General features: G+C 48.6%; 13 protein-coding genes and 1 riboswitch. Of the genes, 12 read left to right on the plus strand and 1 reads right to left on the minus strand.

The genetic code is table 11. The features are described 5' to 3' along the window. Window positions 1-70 precede the first annotated feature (70 nt). Window positions 71-270: riboswitch (cobalamin riboswitch) on the plus strand. A 172-nt stretch (window positions 271-442) separates the two neighbouring features. The 8 genes from HI950_RS15065 (at window position 443) to HI950_RS15100 (ending at window position 8,354) form a co-directional block, all read left to right on the plus strand. Continuing rightward, window positions 443-1,246: a DUF4430 domain-containing protein gene (locus HI950_RS15065; RefSeq protein WP_169084860.1), complete on the plus strand. Its 804-nt coding sequence runs from the start codon at window positions 443-445 to the stop codon at window positions 1,244-1,246. Further along, complete coding sequence (locus tag HI950_RS15070; protein WP_169084858.1) at window positions 1,243-2,112, plus strand: energy-coupling factor transporter transmembrane component T; 870 nt, start codon at window positions 1,243-1,245, stop codon at window positions 2,110-2,112. The genes HI950_RS15065 and HI950_RS15070 overlap by 4 nt, the downstream gene beginning before the upstream one ends. Further along, entirely contained in the window at window positions 2,103-3,752 is a 1,650-nt protein-coding gene (locus tag HI950_RS15075) for an ABC transporter ATP-binding protein (protein ID WP_169084856.1), read from the plus strand. Before HI950_RS15070 ends, HI950_RS15075 begins: the two co-directional genes overlap by 10 nt. Next, window positions 3,740-4,426: an ECF transporter S component gene (locus HI950_RS15080; protein ID WP_169084854.1), complete on the plus strand. Its 687-nt coding sequence runs from the start codon at window positions 3,740-3,742 to the stop codon at window positions 4,424-4,426. Before HI950_RS15075 ends, HI950_RS15080 begins: the two co-directional genes overlap by 13 nt. A 173-nt stretch (window positions 4,427-4,599) precedes the next feature. After that, a complete protein-coding gene (locus tag HI950_RS15085) occupies window positions 4,600-5,547 on the plus strand; it encodes a carbon-nitrogen hydrolase family protein (RefSeq protein WP_169084852.1) in 948 nt (315 codons plus the stop codon). Between the two features lie 25 nt (window positions 5,548-5,572). Beyond that, a complete protein-coding gene (locus HI950_RS15090) occupies window positions 5,573-5,713 on the plus strand; it encodes a hypothetical protein (protein WP_169084850.1) in 141 nt (46 codons plus the stop codon). Window positions 5,714-5,840: 127 nt separating this feature from the next. Next, window positions 5,841-6,488, plus strand: a complete 648-nt coding sequence (locus HI950_RS15095; protein WP_169084848.1) for an HNH endonuclease — start codon at window positions 5,841-5,843, stop codon at window positions 6,486-6,488. 408 nt (window positions 6,489-6,896) lie between these two features. Continuing rightward, window positions 6,897-8,354, plus strand: coding sequence for a cellulase family glycosylhydrolase (locus tag HI950_RS15100; RefSeq protein WP_169084846.1), 1,458 nt, complete (start codon window positions 6,897-6,899; stop codon window positions 8,352-8,354). Between the two features lie 78 nt (window positions 8,355-8,432). On the opposite strand, the gene HI950_RS15105 is transcribed toward HI950_RS15100, so the two are convergent. Continuing rightward, window positions 8,433-9,437 carry a substrate-binding domain-containing protein gene (locus HI950_RS15105; RefSeq protein ID WP_169084844.1) on the minus strand — a complete coding sequence of 335 codons (1,005 nt, stop codon included), beginning with the start codon at window positions 9,435-9,437 and terminating at the stop codon, window positions 8,433-8,435. 359 nt (window positions 9,438-9,796) lie between these two features. Between HI950_RS15105 and HI950_RS15110 the strand changes: the two genes are divergently transcribed. From HI950_RS15110 to HI950_RS15125, 4 genes are all read left to right on the plus strand, one after another. After that, window positions 9,797-11,158, plus strand: a complete 1,362-nt coding sequence (locus HI950_RS15110; RefSeq protein ID WP_169084842.1) for an ABC transporter substrate-binding protein — start codon at window positions 9,797-9,799, stop codon at window positions 11,156-11,158. 218 nt (window positions 11,159-11,376) lie between these two features. Then, window positions 11,377-14,223, plus strand: coding sequence for an extracellular solute-binding protein (locus tag HI950_RS15115; protein WP_169085443.1), 2,847 nt, complete (start codon window positions 11,377-11,379; stop codon window positions 14,221-14,223). A 16-nt stretch (window positions 14,224-14,239) separates the two neighbouring features. Further along, window positions 14,240-15,145, plus strand: a complete 906-nt coding sequence (locus HI950_RS15120) for a carbohydrate ABC transporter permease (RefSeq protein ID WP_223285290.1) — start codon at window positions 14,240-14,242, stop codon at window positions 15,143-15,145. 4 nt (window positions 15,146-15,149) lie between these two features. Continuing rightward, complete coding sequence (locus HI950_RS15125; protein ID WP_169085441.1) at window positions 15,150-16,016, plus strand: carbohydrate ABC transporter permease; 867 nt, start codon at window positions 15,150-15,152, stop codon at window positions 16,014-16,016. Window positions 16,017-16,018 lie beyond the last annotated feature (2 nt).

Genomic DNA, 16,018 nt, shown 5'->3' on the forward strand with positions numbered 1-16,018 from the left:
TTCTTGCTCGTTAGAAGGGCAATTGTTATAGACAAACCCCTGCAATCCCGATATGATTGATTAAACAATCGAATAATGATAAAGAAAAGGTGCAGACAAAGCGTTTTATTGTTTGCTTAATAGGGAAGTCCGGTGCAACGCCGGCGCGGTCCCGCCACTGTATGTGAAGAGCGCTTCTCTCAAACAAGCCACTGTCCGCTTAATGGATGGGAAGGCAGAGAAGCGTGATGACGCACGAGCCAGGAGACCTGCCTTTTCTTCTTTTGTTTCCTATTCTTCGGGGGTAAGAATATGGAGACGTGATCGTAACACAGCAAACATCCGATCTTTTTTTATATGCTGAACTGATCTTTAATTTGACATGCAGATCCCTTTCCATTAGGGGTCTTTTTTTGTTTTAAAGCGTGGTTGATTAGCTAGGGTGAAAGGGAGTAAAGAGAAGATGATGACAGATATGAATGGTAAAAGATGGTTTTCCAGCTTCGTCATGCTAGTACTGATTATTGGTTTATTAGCTGGCTGCGCCGCCCCTGGTCAAAATATCAATGACCAGGGGGATCAGACGCAGGAAACGCAGGAAAGCGAAGCATTGCAAGGCGATCAAGTAACGAATGCCGGCAGCATGGAACAGCCCTCTGCCTTCAGCGAGGCTGAGAAATCACCGACAGCTGCCCCGACAGCTGCGCCGAAGTCGACTGCGACGGTTAGCCCAGAAAATGAGCAGCCTACGGACGCCGCAGGAGATAAGCCGGCGACAGCTGCGCCGAAGCCTGACTCTAAGCCGACCTCAGCTCCTGATGGGAAGGATCAGATTAGTGCTGCCCCTTCAGCAATTCCGAGTGCAACCGCGAAGCCGGTTAAGACGGAGAAGCCTTTGCCTGCCGAAACGCCGCTGCCAGCGAATGTCGTAACCATCTCGATTGTAGCGGACGAGGAGACGGGCACCGTGCTTGAACCGACCGCCGTTGAGCTCAAGAAGGATGATACGGTGCTTGAGGTTTTGAAGAGAATTACGCGAAAAAATAAAATTCAGATGGAGTACAAAGGATTAAAAGCAGCAGCGTATATCGAAGGGATCGATAACATCTACGAATTCGATCACGGCGCGAAGAGCGGCTGGATGTACAAAGTAAATGGCGAATTCCCGAACAAAAGCGCTGGCGCCTATGCGCTCAAGGAAGGCGATGTTATCGAATGGCTGTATACGATTGATCTCGGCAAGGATCTAGGAGCTGAATATGAATGAATACCGCCTTCGGCTCCGTACATCCGATTACAAGCTTCAGTTACTATGCGGGTGTGATTGCTTTTAGCATGCTGCTTTTCCATCCTCTGTTTCTAGTGAGCTTGCTTGCCGTGATTGCGCTTGTCGTTATCATTCACGGGGAAGGAAAGCAGCTTCTAAGGCTGCTTCCTTATTATGTGCTGATGGGCGGCTCCGTTGCAGTTCTCAATCCGCTTTTTTCGCATCGCGGGAGGCATATTTTATTTTATTTCATGGATCAGCCGATTACGCTGGAGGCGATTTTGTACGGAGTGACGATGATGCTTTCACTACTGGGGATTTTACTCACATTCGTATCGTTTCAACATATTGTCACGACAGACAAATGGATGTATTTGTTTTCTCGCGTGCTGCCGCGAACCTCACTGCTTACGTCGATGTCGATCCGCTTCGTGCCGCTTTTTTTGCGGAGGCTGGAGCAGATTACGACCGTGCAGCGGACGAAGGGCGTATCGATAATGGAGGGAAGCTTGCGAAAGCGCAGCAAGGACGGCATGCTGCTCGTTCGCGTGCTATTAACCTGGTCGCTTGAGGAAGCGCTGCAGACGGCAGATTCCATGAAGGCGCGCGGTTATGGCACGGTTAAGCGAAGCTCATACGTCATATACCGCATGGATCGAAGAGATGGGTATACGCTTTTATTTTTGGCAGCGATGGGGCTTGCATGCATATGGGGCTGGACGCAGGGCTTTGGCGTGCTGACCGTTTATCCGCGGCTCGAAACGATGTCTTTTCACCGAGGGGAAGGCTTTGTTTATGCGTGCTATTGTGCCTTTCTGCTAACCCCGGTCGTACTCGAAGGAATGGAGAGAAGGTCATGGAAGTAATTCAAGTCAATCAATTGACGTTCCACTATCCCGATGCAAAGGGGGCAGCACTCGATGAAGTATCGTTTCATGTGAAGCAGGGCGAATTCGTCGTTTTATGCGGCGCTTCGGGCTGCGGAAAAACGACGCTGCTGCGGCATCTGAAGAAAGAGACGCTGCCGGTAGGCAAACGCTCGGGCTCCGTTAAGTATAATGGCGCTTTGCTGGAGGAGCTCCCTGCGGCCTTAGCGGCGGAGCAAATCGGCATGGTCTTCCAAAATCCCGAGAATCAGATCGTGATGGACCAGGTATGGCATGAGCTCGCTTTTTCGATGGAAAATGTCGGTTATGAGCAGGCGGTTATGCGCAAGCGTCTAGCTGAGATGAGCCATTTCTTTGGGCTGGAGGAGCTGCTATACAAGTCCGTGCATGAAATATCGGGAGGCCAGAAGCAGCTGATCAATTTGGCCTCCGTCATGCTGCTGCAGCCGAAGCTGCTTCTGCTGGATGAGCCGACCTCGCAGCTGGACCCGGTTGCGGCGCGTGATTTTTTGCAGCTCATTTACCGCTTGAATCAGGAGATGTCGATGACGGTTATTATCAGTGAGCATCGGCTTGAGGATGTTATCCCGCTTGCGGACCGGATCGTTATGCTGGAAGGAGGCAGGGTGAAATACGACGCTGCCCCAAGAGAGCTATGCCAATCGATCGGAGATCAGGAAGCGCCAAACGACTTGTCGTACTTGCCGTCTGTCACGAAGCTGTTTTTGTCAGCTCTTCCGGCAGGCAATCCTATTGCAGTCCAAGAAATACCGCTTACGGTGCGGGAAGGAAAGCGGTGGCTGGCTGGTCAAGACGGAATAAAGACAGATTTAACGGGTCATGAAGGAAATCACGAAAGCAAAGTGCAAGATGCGAAGCAACGGCTGCTAGCCTGTGATGAGATTACATTCAAGTATGAGAAAACCGGTTCAGAGGTGCTGAAGAAGCTGTCGCTTAACGTGTATAAGCATGAGTTTTTGGCGGTGCTTGGCGGCAACGGGGCTGGGAAAACGACGATGCTGCAGATGATGGCAGGACTTTTGCAGCCGCAGCGCGGCAGAGTAAAAAAGGAGAAAAATATTAAAGTAGGCTACTTAGCTCAAAATCCGCTCCTCTATTTCAGCTATGATACCGTTGAAGAGGAGCTGCAGCGGATGGCCGCCTACGCGGGGCTTGTAGATCGTGAGGGGAAGATCGCAAGGATTGTTGACGCATTGCAGATTGCTGCCATATTGCCTAAGCATCCTTATGATTTGAGCGGCGGAGAACAGCAGCGGGCAGCGCTTGCGCTTGTGCTTCTTGGAGAGCCTGAGGTGCTGTGCCTCGATGAGCCGACGAAGGGTCTAGACCCCATAGCGAAGCAGCGGACGGCGGAGCTGCTGCAGCAGCTTTGCCAATTAGGAAAAACCATTGTTATGGTTACGCATGATATTGAATTTGCTGCCGAGCATGCGACGCGCTGCGCGATGCTGTTTGACGGAGCAATAGCCGCTGAGGCGGCACCGGCATTGTTTTTTGGAACCAATTATTTTTATACGACGGCCATTAACCGGACGGTTCGCGAATGGCTGCCGGATGCGTTGACGGTCAAGGATGTGATTGACCGATGGGCAAACTAAAGGTTTGGTTTCTCTCCAGCATTGCCCTGTTCATTGCGGCGATGGCGTTATCGTCGGCCATTACGGATGAGCATTACCTGCTGCTGAGCATCGTGCTGCTCTTTGTGACGATGCTGCCTTTCTTTGCCAGATTCGAGAGACGGACGATAGAAGCCCGCGAAATCGTCATTCTAGCTGTTCTGGCTGCCATTGCAGCCGTCAGCCGCGTGCCGTTCGCACCATTGCCAAGTGTACAGCCGACTTCCTTCGTCATCATTATTGCGGCTATCGTGTTCGGCGCTGAGTCTGGCTTCATTATTGGAGCGATTGCCGCGCTTGTGTCCAATATTTTTCTTGGACAAGGGCCTTGGACGCCATGGCAAATGTTTTGCTGGGGCATGATTGGAGCAACGGCCGGCTGGCTTCGCCATACTTGGCTCATCAAAACCAAGATCGGCTTGCTCACATTCGGCTTTGTGTGGGGCTTTTTGTTCGGCTGGATCATGAATATATGGTATATCATTGGCTTGCCGGACGCGCTAAGCTGGAATTTGATTATTATCGCCTATATCCAAAGCTTTTATTTTGATCTAGCGCATGCGCTGTCAAATGTGTTCTTCCTTGCGGTGTTCGGCAGCAGCTGGATCGTTATTTTGTCTCGGTTCAAGAAAAAGTATGGATTACTGGGTTCATAGCATAACCAAATGCAGGCGCCAGCTATTATGCTGGCGCCTTATTCGTCGTTCTTTAATTGGTTGGGTAAAATACATGCCAATTGGACGGTTACAAGCCGAGGAGATCCATTTATGATGATTCTATAAGGTAAGTTGTCTATCATTGTGCGGGTTTTAAAAAGGAGACAGCGAATATGAACGAACGAAACGTAAGGGTAGCTGTCGTGCAGGCAGCACCGATTTTATTCGATAAAATGTCCGCCTTCCACAAAATTGCTGGCTATGCCAAGCAAGCGCAGGCACAAGGCGCCAAGCTGCTGCTTTTTCCAGAGGTATTTATCGCCGGCTATCCGAGAGGGCTCTCCTTCGGCGCCCGGGTCGGAAGCAGAACGATGGAGGGACGCGAGGACTTTGCGCGATACTGGGAAAGCGCGATTGATGTTCCTGGAACGGATACCGATTTGCTTGGAGAGATCGCCAAAGAAGCAGGCGTGTATTTGATCGTTGGCGTCGTGGAGCGGGATCAGGATTACAGCCGCTCAACGCTTTATAATAGCATCATTTATATCGGGCCGGACGGCCGCTTGCTTGGCAAGCACCGGAAGCTGATGCCGACCGGCTCGGAACGGTTGCTTTGGGGACAAGGGGACGGAAGCACGCTTACCGTAATTGATACCCCATTTGGCCGAATCGGCGGGTTGATTTGCTGGGAGAATTACATGCCTCTTGCCAGAACGGCCATGTATGCGAAAGGGATCGATATTTTAGTAACGCCAACAGCAGATGCTAGAGATACTTGGCAAGCAACGCTGAAGCATATTGCATGCGAAGGGAGGTGCTACGTATTGTCGAGCAACCAGTTTGTAACAAAGGACTCTTATCCAGCGGACTTGAATGGCTATGCGGAGCTTGCGCAGGACCCGGACACGCTATGCCGGGGAGGAAGCGCAATTGTTGGTCCTTTGGGTGATTATGTAACGGAGCCGGTATATGGGGAAGAAACGATTTTGTACGCGGATTTGGATATGTCGCTCGTAACTGCAAGCCGCTTTGATTTCGACGTTGTCGGTCACTATAATCGCTCTGATATATTCCAGCTTCACGTAAATGAATCGAAACAAAGCATTGTAACCTTTACTTGACGATTTAAATAGAGGAGGAACTCAGATGGAAGTGCCTGTAGGCGTATGGATCGCTTCTGCGATTATTGTAGTTATTTTAGCATGGATCACGTTTTGGATTACGAACAAGGCATATTCGCGGAGATGGGAAGATCAGGATACCGAAACGAAAGGCAAACACTATTAGTCAGCAGCAGCTGTATTCGTCCTATTAGAGCAAAGCTCCCATGGCTTTGCAATTAATGCTACAATAGTAGAAAAACATGAGGGGAAGAAATCGGGAGTATAGCTAGTGAGATGCCCCGGACAAACTGATGGATGAAACTGAACCTCTTGTCACGAAGCAATGCGCCAGCTGCAAGGAAGAGAAGCCGCTCTCCCAATTTTTGCGACGGACGGGCAGACGCTCAAGCACCGGTTCGCGTCGCGGCGCTTGCCGGGCTTGCAGAAAGGTGAAGGCTGCTGTCGCCTCTGTGGCTGAACCTGCCCCAGTGGCAGCTGTCGCAGCCCGTGAGAATGTAGTAAAACGACGCAGCAGAGCACAAGCAGCAAAGCCGCTGCTTTCTTCGCCTCCAAGGCCTTCCATCCCGCTGCCGAATGACCCGGCAGCTCTAAAAACGACTCGACAAGGGACGATTTGGATGAGAGGCAAGACGGATAAAGGCCGGCGCTGGTATCAAGAAATAGAGCTGGAGCTAGCGGTAACGCTAGTGAAGGAGCATGCTGCGGTTATCGTGAACCGGCATACCATTCGAAGGTTGTTCAGCAATAAGGATTTTCGCCGCTATATTTTGGAGCGGGACGAGCATACCTGTTATTTTTGCGGACAATTCGGAGATACGATCGATCATATGCTGCCGCGTGCCAAGGGAGGGCATACGACGCCTGTTAACTGTGTCTGCGCGTGCAATGCTTGCAACCAATCGAAGGCGGATCAGGATATAGAATCGTTTATGAAATAGGAAAAGCTTGTTTTTTATCATGTTTGTTGCCATTCTGCCACCGTTCCGAAACTGGGACGGTGGCATTTTGTTTGTATCGGACGTTAACTTCATTCATGCAGCCTACCTAACTCTGCTGAACATAACAATTGATGATAATTTGTTATTTAAATTTATTTTTTTATTCATATTGATATCATATTGTTATTTATGTTATGTTTTAATAACGGATTTGATTATGAAAATAGTTCCAGCTCAGAGATGAATACCCAATGACTGTTTTTTGATCCTATAAGGTGAAAGTAGAGGGGGCTGAGAAGGAGGTGGTTGGATCGAATAAATAGGTGGGAAGTGTACCGATTTACTTGCAGCCAGATCGATCACTAAAAGCCAGGCCTTCATCACAAAAACAGTAGGAGGAATTTAGTTATGTTGATGATCCGGAAAATGAAATTAACGCTTATGGTTGCTATTATGCTGGCTATGGTTGTCCCGTTTATCGCAAATGAACAAAGCTTTGCAGCTAACGGGTTTTATGTAAGCGGTAACAAATTAAAGGATGCGAACGGAAATGATTTTGTTATCCGGGGAATCAATAATCCTCATGCTTGGTATGATACCCAAGCATATAATGCTTTGAGCACGATTAGCTCCAAAAAAGTGAATGCGGTCAGAATCGTGTGGCAAACGAGCGGATCGGCAGCACGTTTACAGCAAATCATCGATCGCTGCAAGGAGCTTGGGATGATTGCGATTGTCGAATTGCATGACGTAACAGGCTCTAATAGCGCTAGCGGTTTAAACAATATGGCAAGCTATTTCGCCAGCAGCGCGGTAAAGGCTGTACTGACCGGTAATGAAAAGTATGTACTCGTCAATATTGCGAATGAATGGGGAGACTCAACGCTAGCTGATACGGCATGGCGTGATGCCTACAAAACGGCTATTACGACCATTAGGAATGCAGGAATTCACAATACGATCGTAGTAGACGGATCTGGCTGGGGGCAAAATTCTTCTCCAATCAAAGCCTACGGAAATGCGCTTCTTTCACATGACCCGGATCATAATGTCATGTTTTCGATTCACATGTATGGCTCTTGGAATGATTCCGCACGAATTGGCTCGGAGCTGCAGGCGATTAAGGATTTGGGCTTGGCGGTCATGATTGGGGAGTTCGGCTATAACTATAACAACGGCAACAATAATCTGGGGAGCCAGGTTAATGCTCAGGAGGTTATGAACCAGAGCCAGGCAAAAGGAATTGGTTACATGGCTTGGTCATGGACGGGAAATGATTCTGGCAATGCTTGGCTTGATATGACGACAAGTGATTGGCAGACGCTGACCTCATGGGGGAATCTCGTCATTAACGGAACAAATGGCATAGCGGCTACTTCAGCCAAGGCCTCTGTTTTCAGCAGCGGAACTAATTCAGCTTTGTATGATTTTGAAAATTACAGCACGCAGGGGTGGACCGCTTTAAATATAACCGGCGGCCCATGGTCAGTGACAGAATGGGCAGCGAGCGGCAGCAATTCATTAAAAGCTGACGTTACGTTAGGCGGCGGTCAATTTACGCTAAAATATACCGGCTCTAACAATTTCAGCGGCAAGTCATCCATTTCGGCGAAAGTTAAGCATGCCCCGTGGGGCAATGTAGGGAGCGGCTTACAAGCGAAGCTGTTTATCAAAACAGGAGCAAGCTACACATGGTATGATTCTGGAACGGTAAATATCCAAGCATCAGGCGCTTCAACGCTCACACTGAGCTTGTCCGGCGTAGCTAATTTGGGTGATGTACGTGAAGTGGGCGTGGAATTCTTGTCAACGGCTAACTCCAGCGGAACCTCCGCCGTTTATGTGGATAGTGTGGTGCTTCAATAAGCGATAAGCGGTGTTATTTAAATGATAAGGGCTGGGTAATACCGGCCCTTATCCTTTCTTTGGTAAGGCAGCTCCAACTTAATTTCTAATCATAACCTCAGCCTGAATGAGCGTTTTTTCATGGCTTGTGCTTGGATTGAGAATACGCCACAGCATTTTATCGACTGCACGCTTACCTAGCAGCTCCTTATCCACATTCACCGTAGCAAGAAAAGGAATTTGCGGATGCGTATTGTCGAAGCCGGTAAATACGAGCGTTTCGGGTACAGCCATCCCCATATCTCGGAGTGTTTCCAGCGCGAATAAAGCAAATATATCGTTGGCGCATACGAAAACTTCTGGCAAGCCATGCTCCAAGACAGCAGCCTTAAACGTGTCGTGGAAGTTTTCAAGTTCCGGTCCCATTAACGAAGGGATTTGCTTCATCTCGATGTCGTTGTCCTCGAGTGCGGAACGGAAGCCAAGATAACGCTCGTAAAAGCTTTGCGCATCTCTAATATTGCCCAAAAACTGATAGTTTTTGTAGCCCTTCGTAATAACCGAATTCATGATTTCTCTCATGCTGGACAAGTTGTCGGTAAAGATGGAGTCGCATTGAAAGCATGGATCGAAATGATCGACCATGACGACAGGAATGCCTAAACGCTTAATATCCAGCAAAACAGGTGTTGAAATGGATCCGACTGTAATGATGCCTAGTATAGCTTCAGGATTTAGTAGAGAGAACATAGAATCATCCGTAGGCTCCGTTAACGTTAAAATGTTAATGCCCTTCTGGTTCAGCCTGGCAGAGATGCCGTTAAATATCGGCCCCCAGTACAGCGATTCGGTGTTTTGGTAACGCACGTTCGGAAAAAGCACAAGAATCGTCCCCGTCCAGTTTCGCGTATCGATGTCCAGAAGCTCGCTCGGTACAGGAGCAGCTTGAGCGTCCTTAAAGTAACCGAGCTGTCCTGCCGCTCTCAAAATCAATTCCCTCGTTTGTGTGCTGACTCCAGATTTGCCGGACAATCCCCGTGATACAGCGAATTTCGATAATCCTGTAAAATCAGCTATTGCTTGAATCGTTACTTTGCGCCGCATATCTGTCATCCTACCTTACTTTTATTGTTTGTTAGCTATATTCGAGTTTGTTATTTTGTTATGTGACTAAATATAGCTCGTTTCGGGGTGAAATACAAGCGCTTTTACTTAAATCATGAGTCTTTATGGCTATTTTTTTGACTGTTATTATCAATAACAATAAGAAAACAATTGACCACTTTTGTTTTTGGTGATACATTTGTTATGCAAAACAAATAAAACAAATAACAAAACAAAAACGAGGCGGTGGTTTGTAAGGGAGTAAGTCGCGTTATTTTTTTATTCATTCATGCAAGCGCTTTATTAAGGGCAGTTTTTTTCAATACCCACTGATGAATGTAAAATTGGGAGGTTCGGTCATGAGAAAAATACATGGATTATCCGTTCTCGTATTATGTTTAATGCTTATACTTACAGCTTGCAGCGGCGGAAATAACGGAAATAAAGGAAACAATGCCGCGCCAATAGAAAGCGCTGACACTGAAGCGACAGCAGCGCCAGAAGAGGCGGCTGCAACGCCGGAGCCAGTCGATATGGGCGGCCGTGTTATTAAAGTAGCAGCATGGTGGGATTTGAAGCCCGCTGGGACAACAACATCAGAGAAAGCACGCCTAGCGAAAATCGAAGAGGTTGAGAAAAAATACAACGTCAAGATCGAATTCGTAAACGTGCCATTTGAAGAATATATGCCAAAATTTACAGCGACGATTCTATCGGGCGAGCCATTCGCTGATATCGTACAAATGGAATATAAAGCGGCTTTGCCTGCTATTTTGAAAGGGCAGCTGCTTCCTCTTAGCGAATTCACGACCAATGCCTCGAACATTAACGGCGAAGCGAATCTAATCGCGAAATCGCCTCCTATTGCAGGTCAAGAATATGCGTTCGATGATCCGGGTACTGGCGGCACGGGAATGCATTATAACCGTGACCTATTCAAGAAGCTAGGACTTCCAGATCTGCAAGAGCTGTATACGAGCGGTCAATGGAACTGGGATAAATTTATGGAAATCGCCAAGCTGGCAACGAAGGATACAGACAATGACGGCAAAATCGACGTTTACGGCTATTCCGGCTGGTCGCATGATTTATTCCGTAACCTCGCAGCTGCAAACGGCGGCTTTATCGTAAACGAAAAAGACGGTACACAAGGCTTCACGGATCCAAAAACGATTGAAGCGGCAGAGTTCGTAAACCGCATGTACAATGTCGAGAACGTTGTAAGAGTCAAATCAGGAAATAAAACGAACTGGGAAGAATCAAATACGTTTAAAGATGGCGATGTAGCCATGTTTATATCTGCGGCGTGGAATCTTGGCGGCTTAACCTTCGATATCGGAGTCGTTCCGATGCCGACAGGGCCACAAGGCAGCCCAGAAATTACTTTTGCCAATAATGCAGCAGCAGCTAAGTTTATTCCAAAAGGCGTGAAAGACCCGCAGCTCGTCTATCAAATTTATGAAGAGACGTTTGATATTCCTAATACGCAAGAGTTCCCGAGCCAAGAATGGCTGGAGAGCCTCTACAACCACGAAGAGGACATCCTAATGACTCGCGATCATATTAACGGCACAGGACAGATTTTGCTGGATGACGCTTATCCGGATTTCCCGACTGGGAAATTCATTGAAGATATTATTGTGAACAATCAATCGGTAACCGCAACCGCTGAGAAATACAAGCCTGAAGCGGAAGCTTCTATCGCCAAGCTAGGCAAGTAATTGATCATTATGGTCTTGTCATGAAGGCTAGGGGATGTCCTTGCGACTTCCCCTACTCTTTTGAATAGGTGATTTTAAGCTTCCCCGACCGGCATGGACGGAGAAACTATTTCCGCTTGTAAGGAGGACTTCTGGTGGTAAGCAATTTGCGGCTATCAAACATAACTAGGAAAATCGTGCCGGTCGTTTTGGCATTTTTAATTGTCCTTCCATTTGGCATGAGCGTACGGGCCGTTGCAAATCCAAGCAAAACTTCAACGGACGAACAATTGGAAAGCGGCAGTGATACGAGCGCTTTATTTAATGAACGCAAATATGCGCAATATATTTCGGAGCACGAAGGGGCCGCCAGGCCAGGCAAAGAGATTGTTCTGGAAGCAGCGGATTACAGCCGTTTGGATGGAGCTGGATTCGAGAAAATCGATCAATACGAGGGCATGGATGGCACATCGCTGTTGACTGGCGAATCAGGCAAGGCGGATTGGACGTTTGAAGTAGAGGAAGCAGGCTTGTACAACCTATCGCTGCTCTATTATCCGATTGAAGGGAAAAGCTCAGCCGTTGAGCGCGCTTTATGGATAGATGGGGAGCGACCTTTCCGAGAGGCTGCCTTTTTGCAGTTTGACCGGATTTGGGACAATCAAAAGCAACAGATCGTACAGGACAACCAAGGCAATGATTTAAGGCCAAAGCAAATCGAGAAGCCGCGCTGGAGCGAGAAAGCTTTTCAAGACTCCGACGGCTATGAGAATGAACCTTTTCTATTTTATTTTTCACGCGGCACTCATACGATTACGCTGGAATCTACTAGGGAACCGATGGTGATCAAGCAGCTCAAGCTTTACCAGCAGGCTGCGCCATTGCCATACGATCAAATGCTCAAGCAATATGATGCAGATGATATAAAGGAAACGGAAGGCCAGATGATTGCCATCGAAGGGGAAGCGTCTAGTGCCAAATCCTCGCCAACCTTATACCCGCTCAGTGAACGCTCAAGCGCTGCCGTATATCCGTACAGCGCTTCGAAAATAAAGATCAATACGATCGGCGGCTTCAACTGGCGCTTGCCCGGCCAATGGATGGAATGGGAGATCGATGTTCCAAAGACGGGGCTTTACAAAATGGCCTTTAAATCGCAGCAAAATTTTGTTAGAGGCATTTATTCGACCCGGAAGCTTACCATTGATGGCGAAGTGCCCTTTAAGGAAATGGAGAAGATCGCATTCCGCTACAAAAGCGGCTATCGGCTCGATGTAATGGGCGGCAAAGATCCTTACCTGTTCAAGCTGGAGCAGGGCAAGCATACGCTGCGGCTGGAGGTCAGTCTTGGCGAATTCGCCTCTCTTATTCGGGAGGTGGAGGAGAGTCTTTATAACCTGAATGAAATGTACCGGAAAATATTGATGATTACGGGCACGAAGCCCGATGAATTCCGTGATTATCAGCTCGATAAAAAAGTGCCGGATTTGCTTTCGGTATTCGGAGCCGAAAGCGAACGCCTGAAAGCAATCGCAGCTCAATTGGTGGAATTGTCCGGCCAATCCAGTGACCAAGAAGCGCTGCTCAAGACGATGGCGCTGCAATTGGACGAGATGATAAAGGAGCCGGACACCGTTCCAAGAAGGCTGACGGCTTATAAGACGAATACAGGCGGGCTCGGAACTTGGGTACAGCAAGCGAGGCAGCAGCCGCTTGAAATTGACACCATCTATGTGACCTCGCCGGATAAGAAGTTTCCGAAGAAGGGGATGGGATTTGGCGCAAAGCTGAAGCACGAGGCAACGACGTTTGTGTCCTCCTTCTTCACGGATTATAACCAAATCGGGAATGTAGCCGAAGATGATGCCGATCGCTCCATTACCGTATGGATTGGCAGCGGGCGGGATCAAGCGAACACGATGAAAGCGATGATTGACGAAACGTTCACGTCCGTTACTGGCATTAATGTCAATTTGAAGCTGGTTAATATGGGAACGCTTCTCCCTGCAACGCTCGCCGGCCAAGGGCCTGATGTTGCGATGCAGATCGACAACGATATCCCTGTTAACTTTGCGATGAGGAACGCTTCCGCCGATTTGACCCAATTTGCAGATTTTGCAGAAGTGAAGGATCAGTTCCGCCCAAGCGCAATCGTGCCGTACAGCTATGAGGATGGCGTATTTGCACTTCCGGAGACGCAAACGTTCAATATGCTGTTTTATCGCAAGGATGTGCTGAGCGAGCTGGGTCTTGAAGTGCCGCAAACCTGGGATGATGTTTCCAACCTGCTTGCTGTGCTCAGCAAAAACCATATGCAATTTGGTCTGCCAGTCGTCGCACAGGCTGCCGTGCAAGGGCAGAATATCCCTCCCAACTCGATGTATGCAGCGCTGCTCTTCCAAAATGGCGGCTCCTTCTATCGCGATGGCGGCAAGGAGTCTGATCTGGATTCCCGCGTGGGGATCGAGACCTTTAAGCAGTGGACGGAGTTTTACACAGATTATAAGCTGGAGCGCGAATATGACTTCGCCAACCGTTTCCGCACTGGACAAATGCCGATCGGCATAGCGGATTATACGACCTATAATCAGCTTTCCGTGTTCGCGCCTGAAATTCGCGGCATGTGGGGATTCGCTCCTATTCCGGGCACGGTGCAGAAGGATGGAACCGTAAATCGCGAGGTACCAAGCGGCGGCAGCGCCGTCATTATGCTGAACAAAGCTGAGGATAAGGATGCGGCTTGGCAGTTTATGAAATGGTGGACGAGCGATGCTACGCAAACGGTATTCGGACGTGAAATGGAAGGGCTGATGGGCGCTGCGGCACGTTATCCGACGGCGAACATTAAGGCGCTGGACAGTCTGCCATGGCCGGTAGCCGATTATGAAAATTTAAAAGCGCAGTTCGAATGGGTGCAGGGCATGCCAGAGGTGCCGGGCGGCTACTTCACAGGACGCCATTTGTTCAATGCCTTCTATAAGACGGTAGTCGGTCAAGTGGAAGCGCGCGAATCGATCATGGACTATGTCCAGTACATGCAGGATGAAATTAGGACGAAACGAAAAGAATTTGGTTTACCGCAATAATGGGGGAGGGTCAAGCATGCAAAATTGGTGGAGCCTGAAGTTGCGGGAAGTGAAAGCCAATAAGCATTCGTATATTTTGCTGGCGCCATACATGGTGTTGTTCGCCGTCTTTACGATATTGCCAGTCATTATTTCGATTGTGCTGAGCTTTACGTATTTTAATATGCTGGAATTTCCGAAATTTATCGGCTGGCAAAACTATACCCGCCTGTTTCTAGAGGATGACGTCTTTTTGATTGCGGTGAAAAACACGATATTGTTCGCTGTTATTACCGGTCCGATCAGCTATATCGCTTGTTTTGTGTTCGCATGGATTATTAATGAGCTCTCGCCGAAGGTTAGAGCGGTCATGACGCTCGTTTTTTACGCGCCTTCCATATCCGGAAACGTATTTTTTATTTGGCTCATGATCTTCTCCGGCGACCGCTACGGCATAGCTAACGGATTGCTGCTCAAATTAGGCTTTATTTTAGAACCGCTGCAGTGGCTGAAGACGGAAGCTTATATTATGCCGATCATCATTCTTGTCCAATTATGGCTTAGCCTTGGCACCGGCTTTCTCGCTTTTATTGCCGGACTGCAAACGGTCGACAGCACCTTGTATGAAGCGGGCGCGGTGGACGGCATCAAAAACAGATGGCAGGAGCTTTGGTATATTACGCTGCCCTCCATGCGGCCGCAGCTTATGTTCGGAGCGGTCATACAGCTAACAACCGCGTTCGCCGTAGCGGATGTGTCGATTGCGCTTGCTGGGTTTCCGAGCGTCAACTACGCAGCAGAAACGATTGTTACGCATCTAATCGATTTCGGAACTACCCGATTCGAAATGGGATATGCATCCGCAATCGCTACCGTGTTGTTCATGATCATGGTGGGATCCAATCTGATCGTCCAAAAACTTCTTCGCAAGGTGGGTGAATAAAATCATGACCTTCTCGTTTCGTATCCGCAAGAAACGGGTGAACCGATCGTTCTGGGGCAGCTTCTCCCTTTTCCTATTGCTTGCGGTGTTCGGCGCATTCATGATCTTGCCGCTCATCTACGCCATCAATAACGCTTTCAAGCCGCTCGATGAAATTTTCATGTTTCCGCCGACGCTTTTTGTTCGCAATCCCACGATGAACAATTTTGTTGATCTGATGGGCTTGCTCGGCAATTCATGGGTGCCGTTCTCGAGGTATATTTTTAACACCGTATTTATTACGGGCATGGGAATTATCGGGCATGTGCTGCTCGCCTCGGCTGCAGCCTATCCGCTTGCTAAGCACAAGTTTCCCGGCAAAAACATGATGTTCGGGGTAGTCGTTCTATCCTTGATGTTCACACCTGCGGTCACAGCCATTCCGACGTACATGATCATGTCCTGGCTCGGCTTAATTGATACGTATTGGGCGGTCATCATACCGGCATTCGCGTATTCGCTTGGCTTGTACTTAATGAAGCAATTTATGGAGCAAATTCCCGATGTGCTGCTTGAGGCAGCCAAAATCGACGGTGCGAGTGAGTACCGGATTTTCTGGACGATCGTGATGCCTAACGTGAAGCCGGCTTGGCTCACGCTTATCATTTTGCTGTTTCAAATGCTTTGGGGCAGCGATGGGAACGGGTTCATCTACAGCGAGCAGCTGAAGTCGCTGCACTTTGCCGCCAATCAAATCGTACAGGGCGGTATCGCTCGTGCCGGTGCAGCCGCTGCTGTAGCGCTTATTCTGATGAGCGTTCCGATCACCTTGTTTGTATTCTCGCAAAGCCGAATCATAGAGACGATGGCAACTTCAGGAATGAAAGATTAAGG

Source organism: Paenibacillus sp. PL91, from assembly GCF_012935325.2.
Lineage (GTDB): Bacteria > Bacillota > Bacilli > Paenibacillales > Paenibacillaceae > Pristimantibacillus.

Coding starts and splice junctions, on each gene's coding strand:
- HI950_RS15065 (WP_169084860.1), top strand. CDS start 443: ATGATGACAGATATGAATGGTAAAAGATGGTTTTCCAGCTTCGTCATG.
- HI950_RS15070 (WP_169084858.1), top strand. CDS start 1,243: ATGAATACCGCCTTCGGCTCCGTACATCCGATTACAAGCTTCAGTTAC.
- HI950_RS15075 (WP_169084856.1), top strand. CDS start 2,103: ATGGAAGTAATTCAAGTCAATCAATTGACGTTCCACTATCCCGATGCA.
- HI950_RS15080 (WP_169084854.1), top strand. CDS start 3,740: ATGGGCAAACTAAAGGTTTGGTTTCTCTCCAGCATTGCCCTGTTCATT.
- HI950_RS15085 (WP_169084852.1), top strand. CDS start 4,600: ATGAACGAACGAAACGTAAGGGTAGCTGTCGTGCAGGCAGCACCGATT.
- HI950_RS15090 (WP_169084850.1), top strand. CDS start 5,573: ATGGAAGTGCCTGTAGGCGTATGGATCGCTTCTGCGATTATTGTAGTT.
- HI950_RS15095 (WP_169084848.1), top strand. CDS start 5,841: ATGGATGAAACTGAACCTCTTGTCACGAAGCAATGCGCCAGCTGCAAG.
- HI950_RS15100 (WP_169084846.1), top strand. CDS start 6,897: ATGTTGATGATCCGGAAAATGAAATTAACGCTTATGGTTGCTATTATG.
- HI950_RS15105 (WP_169084844.1), bottom strand. CDS start 9,437: ATGCGGCGCAAAGTAACGATTCAAGCAATAGCTGATTTTACAGGATTA.
- HI950_RS15110 (WP_169084842.1), top strand. CDS start 9,797: ATGAGAAAAATACATGGATTATCCGTTCTCGTATTATGTTTAATGCTT.
- HI950_RS15115 (WP_169085443.1), top strand. CDS start 11,377: ATGAGCGTACGGGCCGTTGCAAATCCAAGCAAAACTTCAACGGACGAA.
- HI950_RS15120 (WP_223285290.1), top strand. CDS start 14,240: ATGCAAAATTGGTGGAGCCTGAAGTTGCGGGAAGTGAAAGCCAATAAG.
- HI950_RS15125 (WP_169085441.1), top strand. CDS start 15,150: ATGACCTTCTCGTTTCGTATCCGCAAGAAACGGGTGAACCGATCGTTC.